This window comes from Streptomyces sp. NPDC048142 (assembly GCF_043202835.1).
In the GTDB taxonomy this organism is placed as follows: domain Bacteria; phylum Actinomycetota; class Actinomycetes; order Streptomycetales; family Streptomycetaceae; genus Streptomyces.
Genome location: NZ_JBIDBC010000008.1, coordinates 240,718 through 264,472, shown reverse-complemented (window position 1 = coordinate 264,472; position 23,755 = coordinate 240,718). Strand labels below are relative to the sequence as shown.

17 protein-coding genes are annotated in these 23,755 nt (G+C 70.2%); 11 read left to right on the top strand and 6 right to left on the bottom strand.

Annotation, left to right across the window (positions count from 1 at the left end; translation table 11 throughout):
* Window positions 1-33: 33 nt before the first annotated feature.
* The 7 genes from mtnA (at window position 34) to ACGF2Y_RS13880 (ending at window position 8,559) form a co-directional block, all read left to right on the top strand.
* Complete coding sequence (mtnA, locus tag ACGF2Y_RS13910; RefSeq protein WP_392946167.1) at window positions 34-1,176, top strand: S-methyl-5-thioribose-1-phosphate isomerase; 1,143 nt, start codon at window positions 34-36, stop codon at window positions 1,174-1,176.
* Window positions 1,177-1,180: 4 nt separating this feature from the next.
* Window positions 1,181-1,870, top strand: coding sequence for a two-component system response regulator MtrA (gene mtrA / locus ACGF2Y_RS13905; RefSeq protein WP_007448372.1), 690 nt, complete (start codon window positions 1,181-1,183; stop codon window positions 1,868-1,870).
* 1 nt (window position 1,871) lies between these two features.
* Complete coding sequence (gene mtrB, locus ACGF2Y_RS13900; RefSeq protein WP_392946165.1) at window positions 1,872-3,911, top strand: MtrAB system histidine kinase MtrB; 2,040 nt, start codon at window positions 1,872-1,874, stop codon at window positions 3,909-3,911.
* Between the two features lie 34 nt (window positions 3,912-3,945).
* Entirely contained in the window at window positions 3,946-5,775 is a 1,830-nt protein-coding gene (locus ACGF2Y_RS13895; RefSeq protein WP_392946219.1) for an LpqB family beta-propeller domain-containing protein, read from the top strand.
* An 85-nt stretch (window positions 5,776-5,860) separates the two neighbouring features.
* Complete coding sequence (locus ACGF2Y_RS13890) at window positions 5,861-6,604, top strand: ComF family protein (RefSeq protein ID WP_392946163.1); 744 nt, start codon at window positions 5,861-5,863, stop codon at window positions 6,602-6,604.
* A gap of 326 nt (window positions 6,605-6,930) precedes the next feature.
* The gene (hpf, locus tag ACGF2Y_RS13885; protein ID WP_392946161.1) at window positions 6,931-7,620 is read left to right on the top strand and encodes a ribosome hibernation-promoting factor, HPF/YfiA family; all 690 of its coding nucleotides are present in this window, start codon (window positions 6,931-6,933) and stop codon (window positions 7,618-7,620) included.
* A 183-nt stretch (window positions 7,621-7,803) separates the two neighbouring features.
* Window positions 7,804-8,559, top strand: coding sequence for a response regulator (locus ACGF2Y_RS13880; RefSeq protein WP_392946159.1), 756 nt, complete (start codon window positions 7,804-7,806; stop codon window positions 8,557-8,559).
* Between the two features lie 33 nt (window positions 8,560-8,592).
* Here the strand turns inward: ACGF2Y_RS13880 and ACGF2Y_RS13875 are convergent, their stop codons facing one another.
* Window positions 8,593-9,780: a winged helix-turn-helix domain-containing protein gene (locus tag ACGF2Y_RS13875; RefSeq protein ID WP_392946157.1), complete on the bottom strand. Its 1,188-nt coding sequence runs from the start codon at window positions 9,778-9,780 to the stop codon at window positions 8,593-8,595.
* A gap of 54 nt (window positions 9,781-9,834) precedes the next feature.
* A complete protein-coding gene (locus tag ACGF2Y_RS13870; RefSeq protein WP_392946155.1) occupies window positions 9,835-10,455 on the bottom strand; it encodes a GNAT family N-acetyltransferase in 621 nt (206 codons plus the stop codon).
* Window positions 10,456-10,696: 241 nt separating this feature from the next.
* On the opposite strand from ACGF2Y_RS13870, the gene secA reads away from it, so the two are divergent.
* On the top strand, window positions 10,697-13,513 hold the full coding sequence (secA, locus tag ACGF2Y_RS13865; RefSeq protein ID WP_392946152.1) for a preprotein translocase subunit SecA: 2,817 nt from the start codon (window positions 10,697-10,699) through the stop codon (window positions 13,511-13,513).
* A 71-nt stretch (window positions 13,514-13,584) separates the two neighbouring features.
* On the opposite strand, the gene ACGF2Y_RS13860 is transcribed toward secA, so the two are convergent.
* The gene (locus ACGF2Y_RS13860; RefSeq protein ID WP_392946150.1) at window positions 13,585-14,031 is read right to left on the bottom strand and encodes an Rv3235 family protein; all 447 of its coding nucleotides are present in this window, start codon (window positions 14,029-14,031) and stop codon (window positions 13,585-13,587) included.
* A 274-nt stretch (window positions 14,032-14,305) separates the two neighbouring features.
* On the opposite strand from ACGF2Y_RS13860, the gene ACGF2Y_RS13855 reads away from it, so the two are divergent.
* Together ACGF2Y_RS13855 and ACGF2Y_RS13850 are read left to right on the top strand one after the other, a co-directional pair.
* The gene (locus ACGF2Y_RS13855; protein WP_392946148.1) at window positions 14,306-14,812 is read left to right on the top strand and encodes a DUF6912 family protein; all 507 of its coding nucleotides are present in this window, start codon (window positions 14,306-14,308) and stop codon (window positions 14,810-14,812) included.
* A gap of 38 nt (window positions 14,813-14,850) precedes the next feature.
* Window positions 14,851-15,528, top strand: a complete 678-nt coding sequence (locus ACGF2Y_RS13850; protein ID WP_392946147.1) for an HAD family hydrolase — start codon at window positions 14,851-14,853, stop codon at window positions 15,526-15,528.
* 172 nt (window positions 15,529-15,700) lie between these two features.
* Here ACGF2Y_RS13850 and ACGF2Y_RS13845 read toward each other — a convergent pair whose 3' ends face one another.
* Window positions 15,701-16,288: a DJ-1/PfpI family protein gene (locus ACGF2Y_RS13845; protein WP_392946145.1), complete on the bottom strand. Its 588-nt coding sequence runs from the start codon at window positions 16,286-16,288 to the stop codon at window positions 15,701-15,703.
* A 432-nt stretch (window positions 16,289-16,720) separates the two neighbouring features.
* On the opposite strand from ACGF2Y_RS13845, the gene ACGF2Y_RS13840 reads away from it, so the two are divergent.
* A complete protein-coding gene (locus ACGF2Y_RS13840) occupies window positions 16,721-21,787 on the top strand; it encodes an NAD-glutamate dehydrogenase (RefSeq protein ID WP_392946143.1) in 5,067 nt (1,688 codons plus the stop codon).
* A gap of 252 nt (window positions 21,788-22,039) precedes the next feature.
* Here the strand turns inward: ACGF2Y_RS13840 and ACGF2Y_RS13835 are convergent, their stop codons facing one another.
* Together ACGF2Y_RS13835 and ACGF2Y_RS13830 are read right to left on the bottom strand one after the other, a co-directional pair.
* The gene (locus tag ACGF2Y_RS13835) at window positions 22,040-22,831 is read right to left on the bottom strand and encodes an ABC transporter ATP-binding protein (protein WP_392946141.1); all 792 of its coding nucleotides are present in this window, start codon (window positions 22,829-22,831) and stop codon (window positions 22,040-22,042) included.
* Complete coding sequence (locus tag ACGF2Y_RS13830) at window positions 22,824-23,723, bottom strand: ABC transporter permease (RefSeq protein ID WP_392946216.1); 900 nt, start codon at window positions 23,721-23,723, stop codon at window positions 22,824-22,826. The genes ACGF2Y_RS13835 and ACGF2Y_RS13830 overlap by 8 nt, the downstream gene beginning before the upstream one ends.
* Between the last annotated feature and the right edge of the window lie 32 nt (window positions 23,724-23,755).

Genomic DNA, 23,755 nt, shown 5'->3' with positions numbered 1-23,755 from the left:
CTGCGTGGGCGGCTCACGGGGCAGACTGGACAGATGGCTGATCAGGACGCGCAATCGCCGGTGGGCTACGAGCCTCCCGCGCTTTCCGTACTCCGCTGGGAGGATCCTCCGGAAGGTCCCGTGCTGGTGCTTCTCGACCAGACGCGGCTGCCTGCCGAGGAAGTCGAGCTGGTGTGCACCGATGTGCCCGCGCTGGTGCAGGCGATACAGACGCTGGCGGTGCGAGGGGCTCCGCTGCTCGGGATCGCCGGGGGCTACGGGGTGGCGCTCGCGGCGGCGCGGGGCTACGACGTCGCGGAGGCGGCCGGCTTGCTGGAGGGGGCGCGGCCCACCGCGGTGAACCTCGGTTACGGCGTGCGGCGGGTGGCAGCGGCCTACTGGGAGGCAGCCGGGAAGGGGGAGGGGGACGAGGCGGCCGCTGCGGCGGCGCTGGCCGGGGCGCGGGCCCTGCACCGGGAGGACGCCCAGGCCAGCAGGCGTATGGCGGAGTACGGTGAGGTGCTGCTGGAGGAGCTGCTGCCGGGCCGTGGGTATCAGCTGTTGACCCACTGCAACACCGGGGCGCTCGTCTCCGGTGGCGAGGGGACGGCGTTCGCCGTGGCGCGGCGGGTGCACCGGCAGGGGCGGCTGCGACGGCTGTGGGTGGACGAGACACGGCCGCTGCTTCAGGGGGCCAGGCTTACCGCGTACGAGGCGGCGCGCAACGGTCTGGCGTACAGCCTGCTCACGGACAATGCGGCGGGGTCCCTGTTCGCGGCCGGGGAGGTCGATGCGGTGCTCATAGGGGCGGACCGCATAGCTGCGGACGGCTCGGTGGCCAACAAGGTGGGGAGTTATCCGCTGGCCGTGCTCGCGAAGTACCACCACGTGCCCTTCATCGTGGTGGCGCCGACGACGACCGTGGATCTGGAGACCCCGGACGGCACATCGATCATCGTCGAGCAGCGTTCCGGGAGGGAAGTGACGGAGCTCACATCGTCGCGGGGTGTATCGGCCGGTGGCGGAGGCGAGATGGTCGTCGCACCCCTCGGGGCCCCGGTGTACAACCCGGCCTTCGACGTCACACCGCCGGAACTGATCACGGCGATCGTCACCGAGGAGGGTGCAATTTCCCCGGTCACGGGGGTCGGACTGGCAGAGCTGTGTGCCAGGTCATCGCAGGTAACGATTAGCTAATGGGATGATGTCGATTATGAAGGGACGCGTCCTTGTCGTCGACGACGACACCGCACTGGCCGAGATGCTCGGGATTGTGCTGCGTGGAGAAGGTTTCGAGCCGTCGTTCGTAGCGGACGGCGACAAGGCACTGGCCGCATTTCGTGAGGCCAAGCCGGACCTGGTGCTGCTCGACCTCATGCTGCCCGGAAGGGACGGCATCGAGGTGTGCAGGCTGATCAGGGCCGAGTCCGGTGTGCCGATCGTCATGCTCACTGCCAAGAGCGACACCGTCGATGTCGTGGTCGGCCTGGAATCAGGGGCCGACGACTACATCGTCAAGCCGTTCAAACCTAAGGAGTTGGTTGCCCGGATCAGGGCACGTCTGCGGCGGTCCGAAGAGCCCGCGCCGGAGCAGTTGACCATCGGTGACCTGGTCATCGACGTGGCCGGTCACTCCGTGAAGCGGGAGGGGCAGTCCATCGCCCTGACTCCGCTGGAGTTCGACCTGCTGGTCGCGCTCGCCCGCAAGCCGTGGCAGGTCTTCACCCGTGAGGTCCTGCTGGAGCAGGTGTGGGGTTACCGCCACGCGGCCGACACCCGCCTGGTGAATGTGCATGTCCAGCGTCTGCGTTCCAAGGTCGAGAAGGACCCGGAACGGCCGGAGATCGTCGTGACGGTCCGAGGCGTCGGCTACAAGGCCGGACCGAGCTGAGATGGCCGGAGGCAGCGCTGCTCCGGGGCCCGGGGAGCCGGGAGTCCGTACGGAGCGGGCTGCCGGCCCGGGACGGAAGGCGTCACGTATGAGCCGTCTCCTGCAGGGCGGGCGGCTGTTCGAGGACCGGACGCCCGGCGGGCCCGTACCGCGGTTGCTGATGCGGTGGGTACGCCGCCCGTTGCTGCCCGCCGTCCGGTTGTGGCGGCGCAACCTGCAGCTCCGCGTCGTCGCGGGCACCCTGCTGATGTCGATCGGTGTCGTGCTGCTGCTCGGCTTCGTCGTCATCGGGCAGGTACGCAACGGACTGCTCGACGCGAAGGGACAGGCCGCCCAGACCCAGGCCGCCGGCGGTTTCGCCGCGGCTCAGGAAAAGGCCAGTGCTCCCCTCGCCCCCGACGAGCAGGGGAGTGAGCGCTCCGACGGCATGGCCGGCAGCACCTCCTGGCGCACCGAGCTCGTCGACCAGCTCGCCAGCGGCGGCAAGAACGCCTTCAACGTGGTGGCGCTCAGTGTGGACCCGATGGCCGAGGGGGCGAGCAGCCGTGCCGCGCGCGGTTCGGGCAGCGTCGAGGCGTCCAGCGTGCCCGAGCGCCTGCGGCAGAAGGTGGGCAAGGGGCAGGGCGCGTTCCAGACGTACTCCCTGATCCAGTACTCGTACGGCAAGGAGTCGCAACCGGGGCTCGTTGTCGGCAAGCGGCTCTACGACATCGATCAGCAGCCCTACGAGCTCTACTACCTCTTCCCGCTCACGCAGGAGGAGAAGTCCCTGACGCTGGTCAAGACGACCCTGGCGACCGCCGGGCTGTTCGTCGTCGTGCTGCTCGGGGCCATCGCCTGGTTCGTGGTGCGGCAGGTCGTCACACCGGTGCGGATGGCGGCCGGTATCGCCGAGCGGCTCTCCGCCGGCAAACTCCAGGAACGGATGAAGGTCACCGGCGAGGACGACATCGCCCGGCTCGGCGAGGCCTTCAACAAGATGGCTCAGAATCTCCAGCTGAAGATCCAGCAACTGGAGGAGCTCTCCCGGATGCAGCGGCGCTTCGTCTCCGACGTCTCGCACGAGCTGCGGACCCCCCTCACGACCGTCAGGATGGCCGCCGACGTCATCCATGAGGCGCGTGCCGACTTCGACCCCGTCACCGCGCGCTCCGCCGAGCTGCTGGGCGACCAGCTCGACCGGTTCGAGTCGCTGCTCGCCGATCTGCTGGAGATCAGCCGGTTCGACGCGGGCGCCGCGGCCCTGGAGGCCGAGCCGATAGACCTGCGGACCGTGGTGCACCGGGTGATCGGCGGCGCCGAACCGCTCGCCGAGCGCAAGGGCACCCGGATCCTGGTCGTCGGCGACGACCAGCCGGTGATAGCCGAGGCCGATGCCCGCCGCGTCGAACGCGTCCTGCGTAACCTCGTGGTCAACGCCGTCGAGCACGGTGAGGGCCGGGACGTCGTGGTGCGGCTGGGCGTGGCACAGGGCGCGGTCGCCGTGGCCGTCAGGGATTACGGGGTCGGGCTCAAGCCCGGCGAGGCGACCCGGGTCTTCAACCGGTTCTGGCGTGCCGACCCGGCGCGGGCCCGGACAACCGGCGGGACGGGTCTCGGCCTGTCGATCGCCGTGGAGGACGCCCGGCTGCACGGCGGCTGGCTCCAGGCGTGGGGCGAGCCGGGCGGTGGTTCCCAGTTCAGGCTGACTCTGCCGCGTACGGCGGACGAGCCTCTGCGTGGTTCGCCGATACCGCTGGAGCCCGAGGACTCTCGGCGCAACCGGGGGAACCGGGAGCGTGAGGAGGCCGGGGCGGGTGCGTCGGACGGCCACCGGCTGAAGTCCGTGCCGCCCCAGCCCGGGACCGGCGAGCGTTCGCCGCTGCCTGTGCCCGGTCGCGGCCTCGCCGTCCGCAACGGCGCCCCCTTGTCGGTGCACCCCGCCGCGCTGCCCGGCAACGGAGCACGGGTCGTGGCGCGCCCGGCCCAGGAGCGCCCCGGTGGGCGCGTGGGCGACGGCGTACAGAATTCCGACCGGGAGGACACCACTCGTGGGTACTGACCGCCGTCCGGGCGGCCATGGACGGGCGGTGCGGATGTCCGCGCTCCTGGGCTGCGGCATCGTCGTGCTGGCCGGATGCGGCTCCATGCCGGTGACCGGGGACGTCAAGGCGGTCGACGCCTCGCAGCCCGGGGACTCCCAGGTGCAGGTGTACGCGGTGGCCCCACGGGACGGCGCGCCGCCCGGCGAGATCGTCGACGGCTTCCTGGAGTCGATGACCAGTGACGATCCCGCGTTCGCGACGACGCGGAAGTACCTGAGCGAGAACGCCCGGCAGACCTGGCAGCCGAGCGGGGGCACCACGGTGCTCGCCCAGGCCCCGAACCGCAGCGGCCCCCCGCTGCATGACGAGGCCAACCGGGCCAACCGGGACAAGGAGACGACCTACACGCTGACCGGCGAGAAGGTGGCGGCCGTCGACGCCCAGAGCTCCTACCGGCCGCTCGCGCCCACCGCCTACTCCCAGTCCCTGCACCTGGTGCTGGAGAAGGGGTTGGAAGGGAAGCAGGAGTGGCGTATCGACGTCGTGCCGGACGGCCTGGTCCTCGGGCAGTCCGACTTCAAGCGGCTCTACCGCTCCGTGAACAAGTACTACTTCGCCACCGGGCGCACGAACGGTCAGCCGACGCTCGTCGCGGACCCCGTCTACGTACGCAACCGCACGGATCCGGTCACGCGCATGGACATCGCCACACAGTCCGTCAGGACACTGCTCGCCGGACCGACGAACTGGCTGCGGCCCGTGGTCGACTCCCGGTTCCCGACGGGGACCGCCCTGCGCAAGGGCGTCATCGCGCTGGCACCGGACGATCAGAACGTCCTGAAGGTGCCGCTCAACCAGAAGGCGGACAAGGCGGACCGGAGCGCCTGCCGGATGATGGCCGCCCAGGTGCTGTTCACGCTCCGGGACGTGACCTCTGCCCCGGTCGAGCGGGTGGAGCTGGAGGGCGGCGAGGGCCGGCTCTGCGCTCTGGACGCCGACGACGCGCCTGAGTTCTCCGCCGACCACGGCTCCGACGGGGACGACAGCCAGTACTTCATCAACGACAAGGGCCAGGTGCAGCGGATCCCCGGCGCCACCGACGGCACCGGCACACCCGAGCCCGTGATCGGTCCCCTCGGCGTGGGCGCCGTCCCGATGGGCGCCGTCGGGGTGGCCCGCGACGAACAGCGGGCCGCCGCGGTCTCCGCCGACGGGCAGAACCTCTACGTGTCCTCCCTGGAGACGGAGGGAGAGCTGGGCGAGCCCCTCGTCACCAGCGCGGCGGAGGAGGCCGCCTACCGGCTGTCGCCGCCGAGCTGGGACGGCCGCGGCGATCTGTGGGTCGCCGACCGCGATCCGGCCGATTCCAGGCTGCTGCGGCTGACCGGGGGAGCGGGCGAGCCGCAGGAGGTCCGGGTGCCGGGCCGCGACGGCGCCCGGATCGAGGAGCTGCGGATGTCCGCGGACGGGGTGCGGATCGCTCTGCTGCTGACGAAGGACGGCCATACGACACTGAAGATCGGCCGGGTCGAGCGCCGGGGGTCCTCCGATGCGCCCGAGATCTCGGTCGAGGACCTGCGCCAGGCCGCGCCGCAGCTCGAGGACGTGACGGCCATCTCCTGGTCGGGGCGCAGCCGTCTCGTGGTGGTCGGCAAGGAGGAGGGCGGTGTCCAGCAGGTGCGTTACGTGCAGGCGGACGGCTCCACGTCGGCCTCCGGGGCGCTGCCCGGGGTGAACCAGGTCCAGTCGGTCGCCGCGGCGGACGACGAGCGGCTTCCTCTGATGGCGGAGACCGTCGGCGACGGCATAGTGAAGCTCTCGCCGGGGGACAACTGGCAGACCGTTCTCAAGCAGGGAACGTCGTTGGTCTACCCCGGCTGACCCCGGGAACCGGCCGGTTCCCGCCGGGGGCCCGGGGTTTTCCACAGGGGTGGTCCGGTCCCCGGGGGCCCGGCACAGTGGGGCCATGCGGAACGCGTGGCAGGAGCTGTCCGGTCTGCTCCTGCCGGTGGCCTGCGCCGGCTGCGGCAGACCGCGCACCGAGCTGTGCACGGACTGCGGGGCCGCGTTGCACGGTGTCCAGGCCCGCCGGGTCCGGCCTTCACCCCTGCCCCCGGGACTGCCGGCGGTGTATGCGGCCGCGCCGTACGAGAACGCCGTACGCGCGGTTCTGCTGGCCCACAAGGAGCGAGGGGCACTCGGGCTGGCGGGGGCGCTCGGACGGGCCCTGGCGGGTTGTGTACGGGCCGGGACGGGGCGGCCGGGCGGTGTGGGCCCCCTGCTGCTGGTCCCCGTGCCCTCCGCGCGCTCCTCGACCGCGGCACGCGGCCACGACCCGGTGCGCAGGATCGCCGCCGCGGCCGCGCGGGATCTGCGGCGCGGGGGCCTGCCGGCCCAGGTGCTTCCGCTGCTGCGGCAGCGGCGCGCGGTCGCCGACCAGTCGGGTCTCGGGGCGCGGCAGCGGAGGGCGAATCTGGCCGGCGCACTGGAGCTCACCGCAGGGGGAGGACGGCTGATCCGGCACGGACTTCTCCGTCACGACAGGGTGATCCTGGTCGACGATCTGTTGACGACGGGATCGACGCTGGCGGAGGCGGCGCGGGCCGTCAGGCAGGCGTGCGGCAGCGGTCGGGAGCCCTCCGTGCACGGAGGGTGCCGGGCGGCGGTCGTCGCGGCCTCTCCCTCCGCCTTCGAAATAGACCGGAACTGACCGAGAACCTGCATCGTTGCAGGTAATGAGAGGGCAATACCCCCTGAACGGAGGTACGTGCCAGTAGCGGGTGCCGAGACCCTGGTGTGCAGGCTATGTTCGGTTGTGAGGAACGGTGAATGCCGGACCTCGATGAATGCGCCATCAGGTTTCGGGCAGGTAACTCACCGGTAGGAGAAGCACGCAAAGTCGGTGGGGTTGCGACCCTTCCGGCGGGGGAGGAGGAGGCGAAAGCCACCGAGTCCGAGGCCCTGGTGATCTCCGGGGCTGGTGCAAAAGGGAGATGCTCCGCCGCTGAGCGGGGCGATCCGGGAACGGAGTTCTGCGTGGACATCGTCGTCAAGGGCCGCAAGACCGAGGTGCCCGAGCGGTTCCGCAAGCACGTGGCCGAGAAGCTGAAGCTGGACAAGATCCAGAAGTTCGACGGCAAGGTGATCAGCCTCGACGTCGAGGTGTCCAAGGAGCCGAATCCCCGTCAGGCCGACCGTTCCGACCGGGTGGAGATCACGCTCCGCTCCCGGGGACCGGTCATCCGGGCGGAAGCGGCGGCGGGCGACCCCTACGCAGCGCTCGACCTGGCCACCGGAAAGCTGGAGGCCCGGCTGCGCAAGCAGCACGACAAGCGCTACAGCCGCCGTGGCAGCGGCCGCCTGTCGGCTGCCGAGGTCGGGGACGTGGTTCCCGGCGTCGCTTCGTTCGACGAGGACGGTGAGCTGGTCGGCGACCAGCAGTCGGCGCCCGTCCCCACCACGAAGATCGGCTCGCTCGAAGTGCAGGGCGAAGGGCCGCTCGTGATGCGCGAGAAGACCCACACCGCCGCACCCATGTCGCTCGACCAGGCGCTCTACGAGATGGAACTGGTCGGCCACGACTTCTACTTGTTCGTCGACTCCGAGACGAAGGAGCCCAGTGTCGTCTACCGGCGACACGCCTACGACTACGGCGTCATCCACCTGAGGACCGACCCGCTCGCCGCGGACGAAGCAGGCGGCGCGGGCGGTGCGCTGGGCGGCTGAGGCCACACCGTCGGAGTGCCCCCGGGGCGTTTTCGCGCCACCGGGGGCACTCGTGCACGGGCACAGGACCACCGTGCCGGGGTTCGGGCATGGAATCATGGCGGCTCGAGCCAATCGGTTTTCTGTGGAGTGCCGTTGGCGAACGACCGACACTTCAGGCCGTGGCCTTCAGGGGGAGGAACGATGGCGGACACCTTCGGGCCCGTGCGCGGTGCGAATGACTCCGACGACGACACCGGTGCGTATACCGGCACGGACGCGGACGGCGCTTCACGCAAGGAGCCCATCAGGGTCCTCGTGGTCGATGACCACGCGCTCTTCCGCAGGGGCCTGGAGATCGTCCTGGCGCAGGAGGAGGACATCCAGGTCGTCGGCGAGGCCGGGGACGGCTCCGAGGCGGTCGACAAGGCCGCCGACCTGCTGCCCGACATCGTCCTGATGGATGTCCGGATGCCCAAGCGCGGTGGCATCGAGGCCTGCACCGCCATCAAGGAGGTGGCCCCCAGCGCGAAGATCATCATGCTGACGATCAGCGACGAGGAGGCCGATCTCTACGAGGCGATCAAGGCGGGCGCGACCGGATACCTCCTCAAGGAGATCTCCACCGACGAGGTCGCCACGGCCATTCGCGCGGTCGCCGACGGACAGTCCCAGATCAGCCCCTCGATGGCCTCCAAGCTGCTCACCGAGTTCAAATCGATGATCCAGCGCACCGACGAGCGGCGGCTCGTTCCGGCACCCCGGCTCACCGAACGCGAGCTGGAAGTGCTGAAACTCGTGGCGACCGGCATGAACAACCGGGATATCGCCAAGGAGTTGTTCATTTCCGAGAACACGGTGAAGAACCACGTCCGCAATATCCTGGAGAAACTGCAGCTGCACTCCCGGATGGAAGCCGTGGTCTATGCCATGCGCGAGAAGATCCTGGAGATCAGGTAGCGGACGGCCCCGGCTCCGGTCTGCGGCGGCCGGTCAGCGGTAGGCGCGCTGGAGCGCGTGGCCGATCTCCGTCCTGAGCGGCTCGCGCAGCTCCGGGGCGTCGACCCGGTCCACCCGGATGTCCGTGCAGCCCACCCAGGCCGCCGCCTCCACCAGAGCCTCGGCCAGCGGGACCACCGCCTTCGGGCCCGCCAGTGATGCCTGCCGGGCGACCAGCGTGGTGCCGTCGCGCGCCGGGTCGACCCGGCCCTGGAGCTTCCCGCCCGCCAGCAACGGCATGGCGAAGTAGCCGTGGATCCGCTTCTGCTTGGGGACGTAGGCCTCCAGCCGGTGTGTGAAGTCGAAGATCCGCTCGGTGCGCGCCCGCTCCCAGATCAGGGAGTCGAACGGCGACAACAGCGTCGTACGGTGGCGGCCGCGCGGCTCCTTGGCCAGGGCCTCCGGGTCCGCCCAGGCCGGCTTCGCCCAGCCCTCCACCGCGACCGGGACCAGCCCCGAGTCCGCCACCACCGCGTCGAACTCCTCACCCCTCAGCCGGTGGTAGTCCGCGATGTCGCTGCGGGTGCCGACTCCGAGGGACTTGCCCGCCAGCGCGACCAGCCGCCGCCGGCACTCGGCGTCGCTCAACTCGTCGTGCAGCAGGGCGTCCGGAATGGCCCGCTCGGCCAGGTCGTAGACCCGCTTCCAGCCGCGCCGCTCGGTGCACACCACCTCGCCGTACATCAGGGCCCGCTCGACGGCGACCTTGGACGCCGACCAGTCCCACCACTCGCCGCCGTTCTTCGCGCCGCCCAGCTCGGTCGCCGTCAGCGGGCCCTCGTCGCGCAGCTGCTTGATCACGGTGTCGTACGAGCCGTCGGGCAGATCGTGGTGCCAGTGGGGGCGGGAGCGGTAGGCGCGGCGGCGGAACGCGAAGTGCGGCCATTCCTCGACGGGCAGGATGCACGCGGCGTGCGACCAGTACTCGAAGGTCCGGCCGCCCGACCAGTAGGCGTCCTCCACCGTACGGCGGCTCACCGCGCCGAGCCGGGCGTAGGGGACCAGTTCGTGCGAGCGGGCCAGCACCGAGATCGTGTCCAGTTGGACCGCGCCGAGGTGGCGCAGCACGCCTGGCACCCCCGCCCGGCGCTGCGGGGCTCCCAAAAAGCCCTGGGCGCGCAGCGCTATGCGGCGGGCCTGGTCGGCGGAGAGTTCGACTGCGGGAGGGGGCACAGGCGTCATACGTCGAACCCTAGACGGCACCACTGACAGTCCGCCCCGGATTCTGCTCGCCGGTCACGCGGGCCACTGTCCGGAATTCTGACTTCCGCCCGGCTGTGGTGCGTGCCGCCCGTGGACGTACGGGTGGGTGCCCGCGAGCCCCAGGTCGGACGGGATCAACGCCGCCGTCCAGGCGTCGCACCGCACTCCCTTGTTCAGCAGCCCGGACCGCTGCTCGCCCTCCAGCCGGAACCCCGCCCGCAGGGCGACGGCCCGCGAGGCCAGGTTGCCGATCTCGGCCCGCCACTCCAGCCGGTCCGCCCCGAGCGAGGTGAAGGCCCAGCGGGCGGAGCCGAGCACTGCCTCGGTGACGTATCCGCGGCCGCGGTGCTCCTTGGCGGACCAGTAGCCCACCTCGTACGTCCCGGGCCTGCTGCGGCGGTCGATGCCGAGCGCCCCGACGAGCGTCCCGGCCTCCCGCAGGACCAGGGCGAAGCCGTAGGAGGAGTCGTCCCGCCAGCCCGCCGGGGAGAGCTTCGTGGTGAACAGTTCCGCGTCGGTGAGGCGGTACGGGGAGGGGATCACCGTCCAGCGCTGGATGTCCGGGTCCTGACAGGCGGCGTGCACCCGGTACGTGTCCTGCGGGCCGAAAGGCCGCAGCAGCAGTCGTTCCGTGGTGAGAGTGATCGGCTCCATGGGCCGATTCTCGTGAGCCCGCCCCCGCGATGCGAGCACTTTTGGGGCTTCCCGGCACCTTCCGCGCGTCTGGACCGTTGTCCTATAAGGGTGCGGCGAGGTCCACGCGACGGCAGCCCTCCCGACGCGGTGGTGTCCTCGCTTACGATGGCCGTTGCGGTGGGGCCCACCTGCCGTGCCCGCGCCAGAGTCCATTAACACGACCCAGTGCCAGGCCCGACCGGCAAGGAGACCAGCCTCAGTGTCCGTCTTCAACAAGCTCATGCGTGCAGGCGAAGGCAAGATCCTGCGCAAACTGCACCGCATCGCGGACCAGGTCAGCTCCATCGAAGAGGACTTCGTCAACCTCTCCGACGCCGAGCTGCGGGCGCTCACCGACGAGTACAAGGAACGGTACGCGGACGGCGAGAGCCTGGACGACCTGCTTCCCGAAGCGTTCGCCACGGTCCGTGAGGCCGCCAAGCGCGTCCTCGGACAGCGCCACTACGACGTACAGATGATGGGCGGAGCCGCCCTGCACCTCGGCTATGTGGCCGAGATGAAGACCGGTGAGGGCAAGACCCTCGTCGGTACCCTGCCCGCGTATCTGAACGCGCTCTCCGGCAAGGGCGTGCACCTGATCACGGTCAACGACTATCTCGCCGAGCGTGACTCCGAGATGATGGGCCGGGTCCACAAGTTCCTCGGCCTGAGAGTCGGCTGCATCGTCTCCAACATGACGCCGGCCCAGCGCCGCGAGCAGTACGCCTGCGACATCACGTACGGCACGAACAACGAGTTCGGCTTCGACTACCTCCGCGACAACATGGCGTGGTCCAAGGACGAGCTCGTCCAGCGCGGCCACAACTTCGCCGTGGTCGACGAGGTCGACTCGATCCTCGTCGACGAGGCCCGTACGCCGCTGATCATCTCCGGCCCGGCCGACCAGGCCACCAAGTGGTACGGCGACTTCGCCAAGCTGGTCACGCGCCTCACCAAGGGTGAGGCGGGCAACCAGCTCAAGGGCATCGAGGAGACCGGCGACTACGAGGTCGACGAGAAGAAGCGGACCGTGGCCATCCATGAGCCCGGTGTCGCCAAGGTCGAGGACTGGCTCGGCATCGACAACCTCTACGAGTCGGTGAACACCCCGCTCGTCGGCTATCTGAACAACGCCATCAAGGCCAAGGAACTGTTCAAGAAGGACAAGGACTACGTCGTCATCGACGGCGAAGTCATGATCGTCGACGAGCACACCGGCCGTATCCTCGCCGGCCGTCGCTACAACGAGGGCATGCACCAGGCGATCGAGGCGAAGGAAGGGGTGGACATCAAGGACGAGAACCAGACCCTCGCCACGATCACCCTGCAGAACTTCTTCCGCCTCTACGGCAAGCTCTCCGGCATGACCGGTACGGCGATGACCGAGGCTGCCGAGTTCCACCAGATCTACAAGCTCGGCGTGGTGCCGATCCCGACGAACCGGCCGATGGTCCGGGCCGACCAGTCGGACCTGATCTACCGCACCGAGGTCGCCAAGTTCGCCGCGGTCGTCGACGACATCGCCGAGAAGCACGAGAAGGGCCAGCCGATCCTGGTCGGCACCACCTCGGTCGAGAAGTCCGAGTACCTCTCGCAGCAGCTCTCCAAGCGCGGCGTCCAGCACGAGGTCCTCAACGCCAAGCAGCACGACAGGGAGGCGACGATCGTCGCCCAGGCGGGCCGCAAGGGCGCCGTCACCGTCGCGACGAACATGGCCGGCCGAGGCACCGACATCAAGCTCGGCGGCAACCCGGACGATCTCGCAGAGGCGGAGCTGCGCCAGCGCGGCCTCGACCCGGTGGAGAACGTCGAGGAGTGGGCGGCCGCGCTGCCCGCCGCGCTGGAGCAGGCCGAGGAAGCCGTGAAGGCGGAGTTCGAAGAGGTCAAGGACCTCGGCGGGCTCTACGTGCTCGGTACCGAGCGCCACGAGTCGCGCCGTATCGACAACCAGCTGCGCGGTCGTTCCGGCCGTCAGGGTGACCCGGGCGAGTCCCGCTTCTACCTGTCGCTGGGCGACGACCTGATGCGCCTGTTCAAGGCTCAGATGGTCGAGCGCGTCATGTCGATGGCGAACGTTCCGGACGACGTCCCGATCGAGAACAAGATGGTCACCCGCGCCATCGCCTCCGCCCAGTCGCAGGTCGAGCAGCAGAACTTCGAGACGCGTAAGAACGTCCTGAAGTACGACGAGGTGCTCAACCGGCAGCGCGAGGTCATCTATGGCGAGCGCCGCCGCGTCCTGGAGGGCGAAGACCTCCAGGACCAGATCCGGCACTTCATGGACGACACGATCGACGACTACATCCGGCAGGAGACCGCCGAGGGATTCGCCGAGGAGTGGGACCTGGACCGGCTGTGGGGCGCCTTCAAGCAGCTCTACCCGGTGAAGGTCACCGTCGAGGAGCTGGAGGACGCTGCCGGGGACCTGGCGGGCGTCACCGCCGAGTTCATCGCCGAGTCGGTCAAGAACGACATCCACGAGCAGTACGAGGAGCGCGAGAACACGCTCGGCTCCGACATCATGCGTGAGCTGGAGCGACGCGTCGTCCTCTCGGTGCTCGACCGCAAGTGGCGCGAGCACCTCTACGAGATGGACTACCTCCAGGAGGGCATCGGCCTGCGGGCCATGGCGCAGAAGGACCCGCTGGTCGAGTACCAGCGCGAGGGCTTCGACATGTTCAACGCCATGATGGAGGGCATCAAGGAGGAGTCCGTCGGCTACCTGTTCAACCTGGAGGTCCAGGTCGAGCAGCAGGTCGAGGAGGTTCCGGTGCAGGACGGCGCCGAGCGCACCTCGCTGGAGAAGGAGAGCGCCGCTGCCGCCCCGCAGATCCGCGCCAAGGGCCTGGAGGCCCCGCAGCGGCCGGACCGGCTCCACTTCTCCGCTCCCACGGTGGACGGGGAGGGCGGTGTCGTCGAGGGCGACTTCGCCAACGACGACGACGCGCGGTCCGGCTCCTCGGACGGCATGACGCGTGCGGAGCGCCGCAAGGCCCAGAAGAGCGGTGGCGGCGGCGGTCGCCGTCGCAAGAAGTAGTAGCGCCAGCGGCAGTACCACGGCAGGGGCCGGACACCAGGGGGTGTCCGGCCCCTGCCGCGGTTGCCGGGTCACCGCGGGCCGGTGTGGCCGGCCGTGAGGCGTTCGCCGCCCAACTCCACCGCGGCGCACCGCCAGCGCTGGTCGGGGCCCTGTTCCAGGCGGAAGGCCATCGCCCGGACCCGGTCGCCCGCGGCGATGCTGGCGAACGCCTCGACCACGCCGGTGGCGGGCTGGGCCCCATGGCAGTGGCGAAGAACGGGGCGGCTGCCCCGGGCGGCCCCCAGCGGGGTGCTCGGGGCCAGCTCGGCGAGCTGGTCGTAGGCCTCGCCGATGGTGTGGCCGAGCATCCAGTGCACCGGACGCTGGCCGCTGAGGACCGCGAGCAGGCGCTCGGCGAACCACTGGTGGGGCCGCTGTGGCCGGTGGGGCTGCTGCCTGCGGGACCGCTGTGGAGGTACCGACCGGGGACCGCTCTGGTCGCGTCGGCCGGCCGGCCTCGTCCTGTCCGTGCTCATGATCATCGCCCCCGTTGACCGGGCCCGGCATCTACCGGGCGGTAACTTGTGTTGGGGATCTTCTACGGGTGAGGCCGTCAGCGACGCAAGGGGCTTCCGGGCGCCGATCGGACGGGGGCGGATTCACCTATCCGTGGTTCGCCCCTTGTGGGGCAAGGGCGACGGCGGGGGTGACGGGGCGTCGGCCGTGGACGGACGCCCCCGGTTGCCGAAACCCGAAAGGGGACGTTCCCACGTATCCTGAGGACGTTTCCTCCTACGAAAGCGACCTGCCATGCGCGTGTACGTCCCCCTGACCCTTTCCGGTCTCGCAGCGGCGCACGGTGCGGGCGAGGTCGGCCCCGGACCGCTGACCGCCTACGCGGTGACCCCGGGGCTGCGCGAGTGGTACGTCTCCGACGACATCGAGGAGCTGGAGTACGCGGCGCTCAGCCGGGCCGCCGCCGCCTCGCTCCGGATGATCGCCGGGAACCCGGACGAGGTGCGCCGTCGGGTCGTCGTCGCTGTCGACGTACCGGACGGGGCCGCTGCCGCCGACCCCGATCACGGGCTGAGCGCGGCATCGCTGGGTGAGGTGCGGATCGGCGCCGCGCTGCCGCTGGCCAAGGCGGCGGCAGTGCACGTGGACGCCGACGACGCGGAGAAGGACGTGGCCGCCGCGGCGGCGGCCCTGGGGGCGGCGGACCTCGGCGACGACGACGCTCAGTTCACTGTGGACGGTGCCGAGGACCACGAGCTGCTCTGGTTCGGCGTGCAGGAGATTCCGCAGCTCATCGGCTGAGGGGCGGCGCTGTCGGACCCGGCAGGTACTTTTTCTGTATGACTTCCGGGGCGACACGCACACATCTGGTCTGGGACTGGAACGGCACCCTTCTCGACGACACCCATGCCGTCATCCAGGCGACGAACGCCGCGTTCGCGGAGGTCGAGCTGGCGCCGATCACGCTGGAGCAGTACCGGGAGATGTACACCATTCCCATACCCCGGTTCTACGAGCGGTTTCTGGGCCGGCTGCCCACCGAGGCCGAGTGGGAACGGATGGACGGCAGCTTCCACCGGCACTACACGGAGCAGCGGGTGGCCTGCGGGCTCACCGCCGGGGTGGAGGAGCTGCTGCATCGGTGGCAGCGGGCCGGGCGCAGTCAGTCGCTCCTGAGCATGTACGGGCACGAGCAGCTGGTGCCGGTGGTGCGGGGGTACGGAATCGAGCGGCGGTTCGTCCGCGTCGAGGGGCGTACGGGGCCGTCCGGCGGGAGCAAGGCGCTCCACATGGAGCGGCACTTCGAGGCACTGGCCGGCGTGGACGGGATCGCGCCGGAGCATTCGGTGGTCATCGGGGATGCGCTGGACGATGCGGTGGCGGCGGCGCATGTGGGTGCTCGGGCCGTGCTGTACACCGGGGGGTCGCACAGCCGGAGCAGTCTGGAGGGGGCGGGGGTGCCGGTGGTGGACAGCCTGGGGGAGGCGGTGGCGTTGGCGGAGACGTTTGCCGCGTAAGGGGTGGGCCTGGGCGGGTGCGGTGTGCGGGGGCCCGTGGCGCGGGGCTTTTCGGGGCGCTGCCCCGGGCCCCGGTCCTCAAGCGCCGGACGGGCTGGAGTGGTGCTCGGGCGGGCTGGAGTGGTGCTCGGGCGGGGCTGGAGTGGTGCTCGGGCGGGGCTGGAAGGTGTCCTCAAGCGCCGGACCGGTTGGAGCGGTGCTCGGGTCGGCTGGATTTGAGTACCTTCAGGAACTCTCGCATCCAGGCCGGGTGGTCCGGCCAGGCCCGGGACGAGACCAGGGTGCCGTCCACCACCGCTTCCGTGTCCTGGAAGGTCGCGGCCGCGCTCTGCATGTCCGGTTCCAGGGCCGGGTAGGCCGTGACGTTGCGGCCGCTGAGGTTCCCGGTGGCGGCGGTGATCAGGGGGCCGTGGCAGATCTGGGCCACCGGGCGGTCCGCGGAGAAGAAGGCGCCGACGATCTTCCGCAGCTCGGCGTTGTTGCGGAGGTACTCGGGGGCGCGGCCGCCGGGGATCACCAGGGCGATGTAGGCCCCGGGGTCGACCTCGGAGAAGGACAGGTCGGCGGGCCAGGTGTAGCCGGGCTTCTCCGTGTACGTGTCGAAGCCGGGTTCGAAGTCGTGGACCACGAAGCGCAGCGTCTTGCGCTCGGGGGCCGCGATGTCGACCTCGTACCCCTCCTCCAGCAGCCGCTGGTACGGGTAGAGGACTTCGAGCGACTCGGCGGCATCGCCGGTGACGATGAGGATCTTCTGCGGCATGGCGGGCTCCTCGGGGCCGGTGGCCCCGATGGCGTTTCCAGGGCCTGAATCCGTGCGGTACGGACAGACTGCCCCGGTTTCGGGAGTTCGCCAAGGCGGCGCGGCGCACTGTCCAAAGTGTCAAAGTTCGGGGGGTTCTTTTGTACACAAGCAGCTCATGACGCGGTGGGGTGCGGGGGCGATAGCCTGGTGCCGTGATCAGCGCGATACGCCTCGGGGGCAGCGAAGCCCCCGGCCGCCGCCCGGAGTGCCACCGCACCCGGGCGATCCGCGATCTTCCGACTCCGGACCGACTGCCGAACATGGCCAATACGGTCCCGGGTATCTCTCGAAGCGGCATAGCGTCGACCCAGACCGGAAACCCCGCGTCGTGGCGGTACGCCGCTTTTCTCACCTACGTCACGCAACGGCGCGCGACAGGAGCCAGAGGACATGCAGACCAAGCTGGACGAAGCCAAGGCCGAGCTGCTCGCAGGGGCCGCCAAGGTAGCTGAAAACGGTCCGGGCGGTGGTGTCGGTGGCCCGGAAGGTGCCCCCCGGGCGCGGGTTGCCGCTGCCGGGGCCGACGAGAGCGCCCGTACCGGTCAGGACACCGTGCTCGCCTACCTCCAGCGCTACTACCTGCATACGGCTCCGGAGGACCTCAGCGGCCGTGACCCGGTCGACGTCTTCGGCGCCGCCGCCTCGCACTACAGGTTGGCCGAAAACCGTCCGCAGGGCACCGCGAACGTCCGGGTGCACACCCCGACCGTCGAGGAGAACGGCTGGACCTGCAGCCACTCCGTCGTCGAGGTCGTCACCGACGACATGCCCTTCCTGGTGGACTCCGTCACCAACGAGCTGTCCCGGCAGGGGCGCGGCATCCACGTCGTGATCCACCCGCAGGTCACGGTCCGCCGCGATGTCACCGGCAAGCTCATCGAGGTCCTCTCCGGCGGACCCGGCATCCCGAAGAGCATCAGGAGCGCCAAGAGCACCAAGGGCCGCAAGGACGCCACGGACACCAAGGGCGGCAAGGACGAGCTGCCGCACGACGCGCTCGTCGAGTCCTGGATCCACGTCGAGATCGACCGCGAGACCGACCGCGCCGACCTCCAGCAGATCACCGCCGACCTGATGCGCGTCCTGTCCGACGTACGGGAGACCGTCGAGGACTGGGGGAAGATGCGCGACGCCGCCCTCCGGATCGCCGACGACCTGCCCGGCGAACCGCTGGACGAACTCGCCGACGAGGAGGTCGAGGAGGCCCGCGAGCTGCTGCGCTGGCTGGCCGCCGACCACTTCACGTTCCTCGGCTACCGCGAGTACGAGCTCAAGGACAGCGACGCGCTCGCCGCCGTACCCGGCACCGGTCTCGGCATCCTGCGCTCCGACCCGCACCACAGCGAGGACGAGGCCCACCCGGTCAGCCCGTCCTTCGACCGGCTGCCCGCCGACGTCCGGGCCAAGGCCCGCGAGCACAAGCTCCTCGTCCTGACGAAGGCCAACAGCCGGGCCACCGTGCACCGCCCCAGCTACCTCGACTACGTCGGCGTGAAGAAGTTCGACGCCAAGGGCAACGTCGTCGGCGAGCGGCGCTTCCTCGGGCTGTTCTCCTCCGCCGCCTACACCGAGTCCGTGCGCCGGGTGCCCGTCATCCGCCGCAAGGTCGCCGAGGTCGTGGAAGGCGCGGGCTTCTCGTACAACAGCCACGACGGCCGCGACCTGCTCCAGATCCTGGAGACCTACCCGCGCGACGAGCTGTTCCAGACGCCCGTCGACCAGCTCCGCTCCATCGTGACCTCCGTCCTCTACCTCCAGGAGCGCCGCCGGCTGCGGCTCTACCTGCGCCAGGACGAGTACGGGCGCTACTACTCCGCGATCGTCTACCTCCCCCGCGACCGCTACACCACCGGCGTACGCCTGCGGCTGATCGACATCCTCAAGGAGGAGCTCGGCGGCAACAGCGTCGACTTCACCGCCTGGAACACCGAGTCGATCCTCTCCCGGCTGCACTTCGTCATCCGGGTCCCGGCCGGCACCGAGCTGCCGCATCTGACGGACGCCGACGCCGACCGGATCGAGGCCCGTCTCGTCGAGGCCGCCCGGTCCTGGGCCGACGGCTTCCAGGAGGCGCTCACCGCCGAGCTGGGCGAGGAGCGCGGCGCCGAACTCCAGCGCCAGTACGGCCACTCGTTCCCCGAGGGCTACAAGGCCGACCACTCGCCGCGCGCCGCCGTGGCCGACCTGGTCCACCTGGAGACCCTCAAGCGGGGCGAGAAGGACTTCGCCCTCAGCCTGTACGAGCCGGTCGGCGCGGGCCCCGGCGAGCGCCGCTTCAAGATCTACCGGACCGGTGAGCAGGTCTCCCTGTCCGCCGTCCTCCCGGCGCTCCAGAAGCTCGGCGTCGAGGTCGTCGACGAACGGCCGTACGAGCTGCGCTGCGCGGACCGTACGCACGCCTGGATCTACGACTTCGGGCTGCGGATGCCCTTGGCCAGCGGCAACGGCGGCTACCTCGCCGACGACGCCCGCGCCCGCTTCCAGGAAGCCTTCGCCGCCGTCTGGAAGGGCGAGGCGGAGAACGACGGCTTCAACACGCTGGTCCTCGGCGCCGGGCTGAACTGGCGCCAGGCCATGGTGCTGCGCGCCTACGCGAAGTACCTGCGGCAGGCCGGGTCCACCTTCAGCCAGGACTACATGGAGTCCACGCTCCGCAACAACGTCCACACCACCCGGCTGCTCGTCTCGCTCTTCGAGGCCCGCATGTCGCCCGGTCGCCAGAGCGCCGGAACGGAGCTGACCGACGGGCTCCTGGAGGAGCTGGACGGCGCCCTGGACCAGGTCGCCTCGCTGGACGAGGACCGGATCCTGCGGTCCTTCCTCACCGTCATCAAGGCCACCCTGCGCACCAACTTCTTCCAGAGCGCAAGCGAGGGAAGCGATAAGAGGGGCCAGCACACGGAGGACGGCACGCCGCACTCCTATGTCTCGATGAAGTTCGACCCGCAGGCCATCCCGGATCTGCCCGCGCCCCGGCCGGCGTACGAGATCTGGGTCTACTCGCCCCGCGTGGAGGGCGTCCACCTGCGCTTCGGCAAGGTCGCCCGCGGCGGGCTGCGCTGGTCGGACCGGCGCGAGGACTTCCGTACGGAGATCCTCGGCCTGGTCAAGGCGCAGATGGTGAAGAACACCGTCATCGTGCCCGTCGGCGCCAAGGGCGGCTTCGTCGCGAAGCAGCTCCCGGACCCGTCGGTGGACCGCGACGCCTGGTTCGCCGAGGGCATCGCCGCGTACCGCACGTTCATCTCCGCGCTGCTCGACATCACCGACAACATGGTGGCGGGCGAGGTCGTGCCGCCCGCCGACGTCGTCCGGCACGACGAGGACGACACCTACCTCGTCGTCGCCGCCGACAAGGGCACCGCGAGCTTCTCCGACATCGCCAACGAGGTCGCCGTCGCCTACGGCTTCTGGCTCGGCGACGCGTTCGCCTCCGGCGGCTCGGCCGGCTACGACCACAAGGGCATGGGCATCACCGCCCGGGGCGCCTGGGAGTCCGTCAAGCGGCACTTCCGGGAGCTGGGCCACGACACCCAGACCGAGGACTTCACCGTCGTCGGCGTCGGGGACATGTCCGGTGACGTGTTCGGCAACGGGATGCTGCTCTCCGAGCACATCCGCCTCGTCGCCGCCTTCGACCACCGGCACATCTTCATCGACCCCGACCCGGACGCCGCCACCTCGTACGCCGAACGGCGCCGGCTCTTCGACCTGCCCCGCAGCTCCTGGGCCGACTACGACACGGGCCTGCTCTCCGCGGGCGGCGGGATCCACCCGCGCAGCGCCAAGTCGATCCCGCTCAACCCGCACGTCCGCGAGGCGCTCGGCATCGACCCCTCGGTGAGCAAGATGACGCCCGCCGACCTGATGCGGACCATCCTCAAGGCCCCCGTCGACCTGATGTGGAACGGCGGCATCGGCACGTACATCAAGGCCGTCTCCGAGTCGAACGCCGACGTCGGCGACAAGGCCAACGACGCGATCCGCGTCAACGGCGAGGACCTGCGGGCCAAGGTCGTCGGCGAGGGCGGCAACCTCGGCGCGACCCAGCTCGGCCGGATCGAGTTCGCCCGTGGCGGTGGCCGGATCAACACCGACGCGATCGACAACAGCGCCGGTGTGGACACCTCCGACCACGAGGTGAACATCAAGATCCTGCTCAACGGTCTGGTCCGGGACGGCGACATGACCGTCAAGCAGCGCAACAAGCTGCTCGCCGACATGACCGACGAGGTCGGCGCGCTCGTCCTGCGCAACAACTACGCGCAGAACGTCGCGCTCTCCAACGCCTGTGCCCAGGCCCCGTCCCTGCTCCACGCCCAGCAGCGCTTCATGCGGCGCCTGGAGCGCGACGGCGCTCTCGACCGGGCGCTGGAGTTCCTGCCCGCCGACCGGCACCTCCGGGAACTGCTGAGCAACGGCAAGGGGCTCAGCCAGCCCGAGCTGGCCGTGCTGATCGCGTACACCAAGATCACGGCGGCGGGCGAGCTGATCTCCACCGTCCTGCCGGACGACCCGCACCTGCAGAAGCTGGTGCACGCCTACTTCCCGAGCCAGCTGCGCGAGCGGTTCCCCGAGGCGGTCGACGGGCACGCGCTGCGGCGCGAGATCATCACGACGGTCCTGGTCAACGACACGGTGAACACCGCCGGATCGACCTTCCTGCACCGGCTGCGCGAGGAGACCGGGGCGTCGATCGAGGAGATCGTGCGGGCCCAGTTCGCGGCCCGTGAGATCTTCGGCCTGTCCCGGGTGTGGGACGCCGTCGAGGCGCTCGACAACAAGGTCGCCGCCGACGTCCAGACCCGGATCCGGCTGCACTCGCGGCGGCTGGTCGAGCGCGGTTCGCGCTGGCTGCTGGGCAACCGGCCGCAGCCCGTCGCCATCGCGGAGACCATCGAAGGCTTCCGGGACGGTGTCGCGCGGGTCTGGGACGAGCTGCCGAAGCTGCTCAAGGGCGCGGACCTGGACTGGTACCACTCGATCCTGGACGAGCTGACGGCCGTGGGTGTGCCGGACGAGCTGGCGGTCCGGGTGGCCGGGTTCTCCTCCGCCTTCCCGGCGCTGGACATCGTGGCCATCGCCGACCGTACGGGCCAGGCACCGCTGGAGGTCGCCGAGGTCTACTACGACCTCGCGGACCGGCTGCGGATCACTCAGCTGATGGACCGGATCATCGAACTGCCGCGGGCCGACCGCTGGCAGTCCATGGCCCGCGCGTCCATCCGCGAGGACCTGTACGCGGCGCATGCCGCGCTCACCTCGGACGTGCTGAGCGTGGGGAGCGGATCCGCCACGCCGGAGCAGCGGTTCCGGGCGTGGGAGGAGAAGAACGCGGCGATCCTGGCTCGGTCGCGGTCGACGCTGGAGGAGATTCAGGGGTCGGACGCGTTTGATCTGGCGAATCTGTCGGTGGCCATGCGGACGATGCGGACGCTGTTGCGTACGCACGCGTAGCCGTTGGCGTACGTCTGTGGGGGCCGGTGCCGTTGGTGGTGCCGGCCCCCTCCGCGTGGGGTTTCGTCCTCAGGCGCCGGACGGGCCGGGCGGGTGTCCTCAAGCGCCGGACGGGCTGAAGAGATGTCCTCAAGCGCCGGACGGGCTGGATTTGGCTGGACGGGCTGCGGACTGTTCGGGCCGGCTGGGGGATTGGCCGGGCGGGCTGGGGACTGTTCGGGCCGGCTGGGGGATTGGCCGGGCCGGGAAGGGTTACTTGCGGTTGGTGAAGGCCTCGTACGCTGCCACCACTTCCTTCGCCGGGCCGTCCATCCTCAAGGTGCCCGCCTCCAGCCACAGGGCCCGGTCGCAGGTGTCGGTGATGGATTTGTTGCTGTGGCTGACCAGGAAGACCGTGCCCGCCTCGGCGCGGAGTTCCTTGATGCGGTCCTTGCTGCGGCGCTGGAACTTCGCGTCGCCCGTGGACAGCGCCTCGTCGATCAGGAGTACGTCGTGGCTCTTGGCCGCCGCGATGGAGAAGCGGAGCCTCGCGCCCATGCCCGAGGAGTACGTGCGCATCGGCAGCGTGATGAAGTCGCCCTTCTCGTTGATGCCGGAGAAGTCGACGATCTCGTCGTAGCGTTCCCGGATCTGCTCGCGCGTCATGCCCATCGCGAGCCCGCCCAGCACCACGTTGCGCTCGCCGGTCAGGTCGCCCATCAGGGCAGCGTTCACGCCGAGCAGCGAGGGCTGGCCCTGGGTGTGGATCCGGCCCCGCGACGGCGGAAGCAGCCCCGCGACGGCCTTGAGCAGGGTCGACTTGCCCGAGCCGTTGGAGCCGATCAGGCCGATCGCCTCGCCCTTGTACGCGGCGAAGCTGACGCCCTTCACGGCGTGCACCTCGCGGGCACCGGGGGTCGCGCGGCGGGTGGTGAGCCTGCTGAGCGCCGAGGTGGCGCTGCCCTTGCCCGTACGCGCGCCGTTGACCGTGTACGTGATGTGGACGTCGTCGACGACGACCGTCGGGACACGGTGGTCCCCGGAGGGGTCCTTGTGGTCAGCCACGTCCGTAGGTCTCCTCGGCCTTCCAGAAGTACACGAATCCGGCCACGCCGCAGAGCAGGGCCCAGCCCAGCGCCGCCGCCCACACGTGTGCCGGCAGCCCGCTGTAGCTGTCGATGAGGGCGTACCGCATGAGGTTGATGTAGATCGCCGCCGGGTTGTACTCCAGCAGCACCATCACCGCGTGCGGCACCCGGTCGCCGGCCAGCAGGTGGTCCAGGCTCCACATGACGCCGGAGGAGTACATCCAGGTCCGCAGCACGAACGGCGTCAGCTGGGCGATGTCCGGGGTCCGCGCGGTCAGCCGGGCCATCGTCATCGACAGTCCGGTGTTGAACACGGCCTGGAGGGCGAGCGCCGGGATCGCCAGCAGCCAGGACGGCCGCGGGTACTGGCCGAACACCAGCAGGATCAGCACCAGCGCGCCCATCGAGAACAGCAGCTGCTGCAACTGCTGGAGGGCCAGCGCGACCGGCAGCGAGGCGCGCGGGAAGTGCAGGGCCCGCACCAGGCCGATGTTGCCGCTGATCGCCCGCGTGCCCGCGGTGATCGAGCTGCTGGTGAAGGTCCAGATGAAGACCCCGGTGACGAGGAACGGAACGAAGTCCTCCACCCCGCGCCTGGTGTCCATCAGGACGCCGAAGATGAAGTAGTAGACCGTCGCGTTCAGCAGCGGCGTCATGATCTGCCAGATCTGGCCGAGCTTCGCCCGGCTGTACTGGGCCGTCAGCTTGGCCGTCGCGAACGCGGCGATGAAGTGCCGCCTGCCCCAGAGCTGCCGGATGTACGCGGGCAGCGAGGGCCGGGCGCCGCTGACCGTCAGCCCGTGCCGGGCGGCCAGGGCGGCCAGCTCACCGGGCGCGTAGGTGGGGGCGGCCCCGGCGGGGGAGCTCACCGGGGTTGGCGGGGCTGCTGTCTGGCTCACCA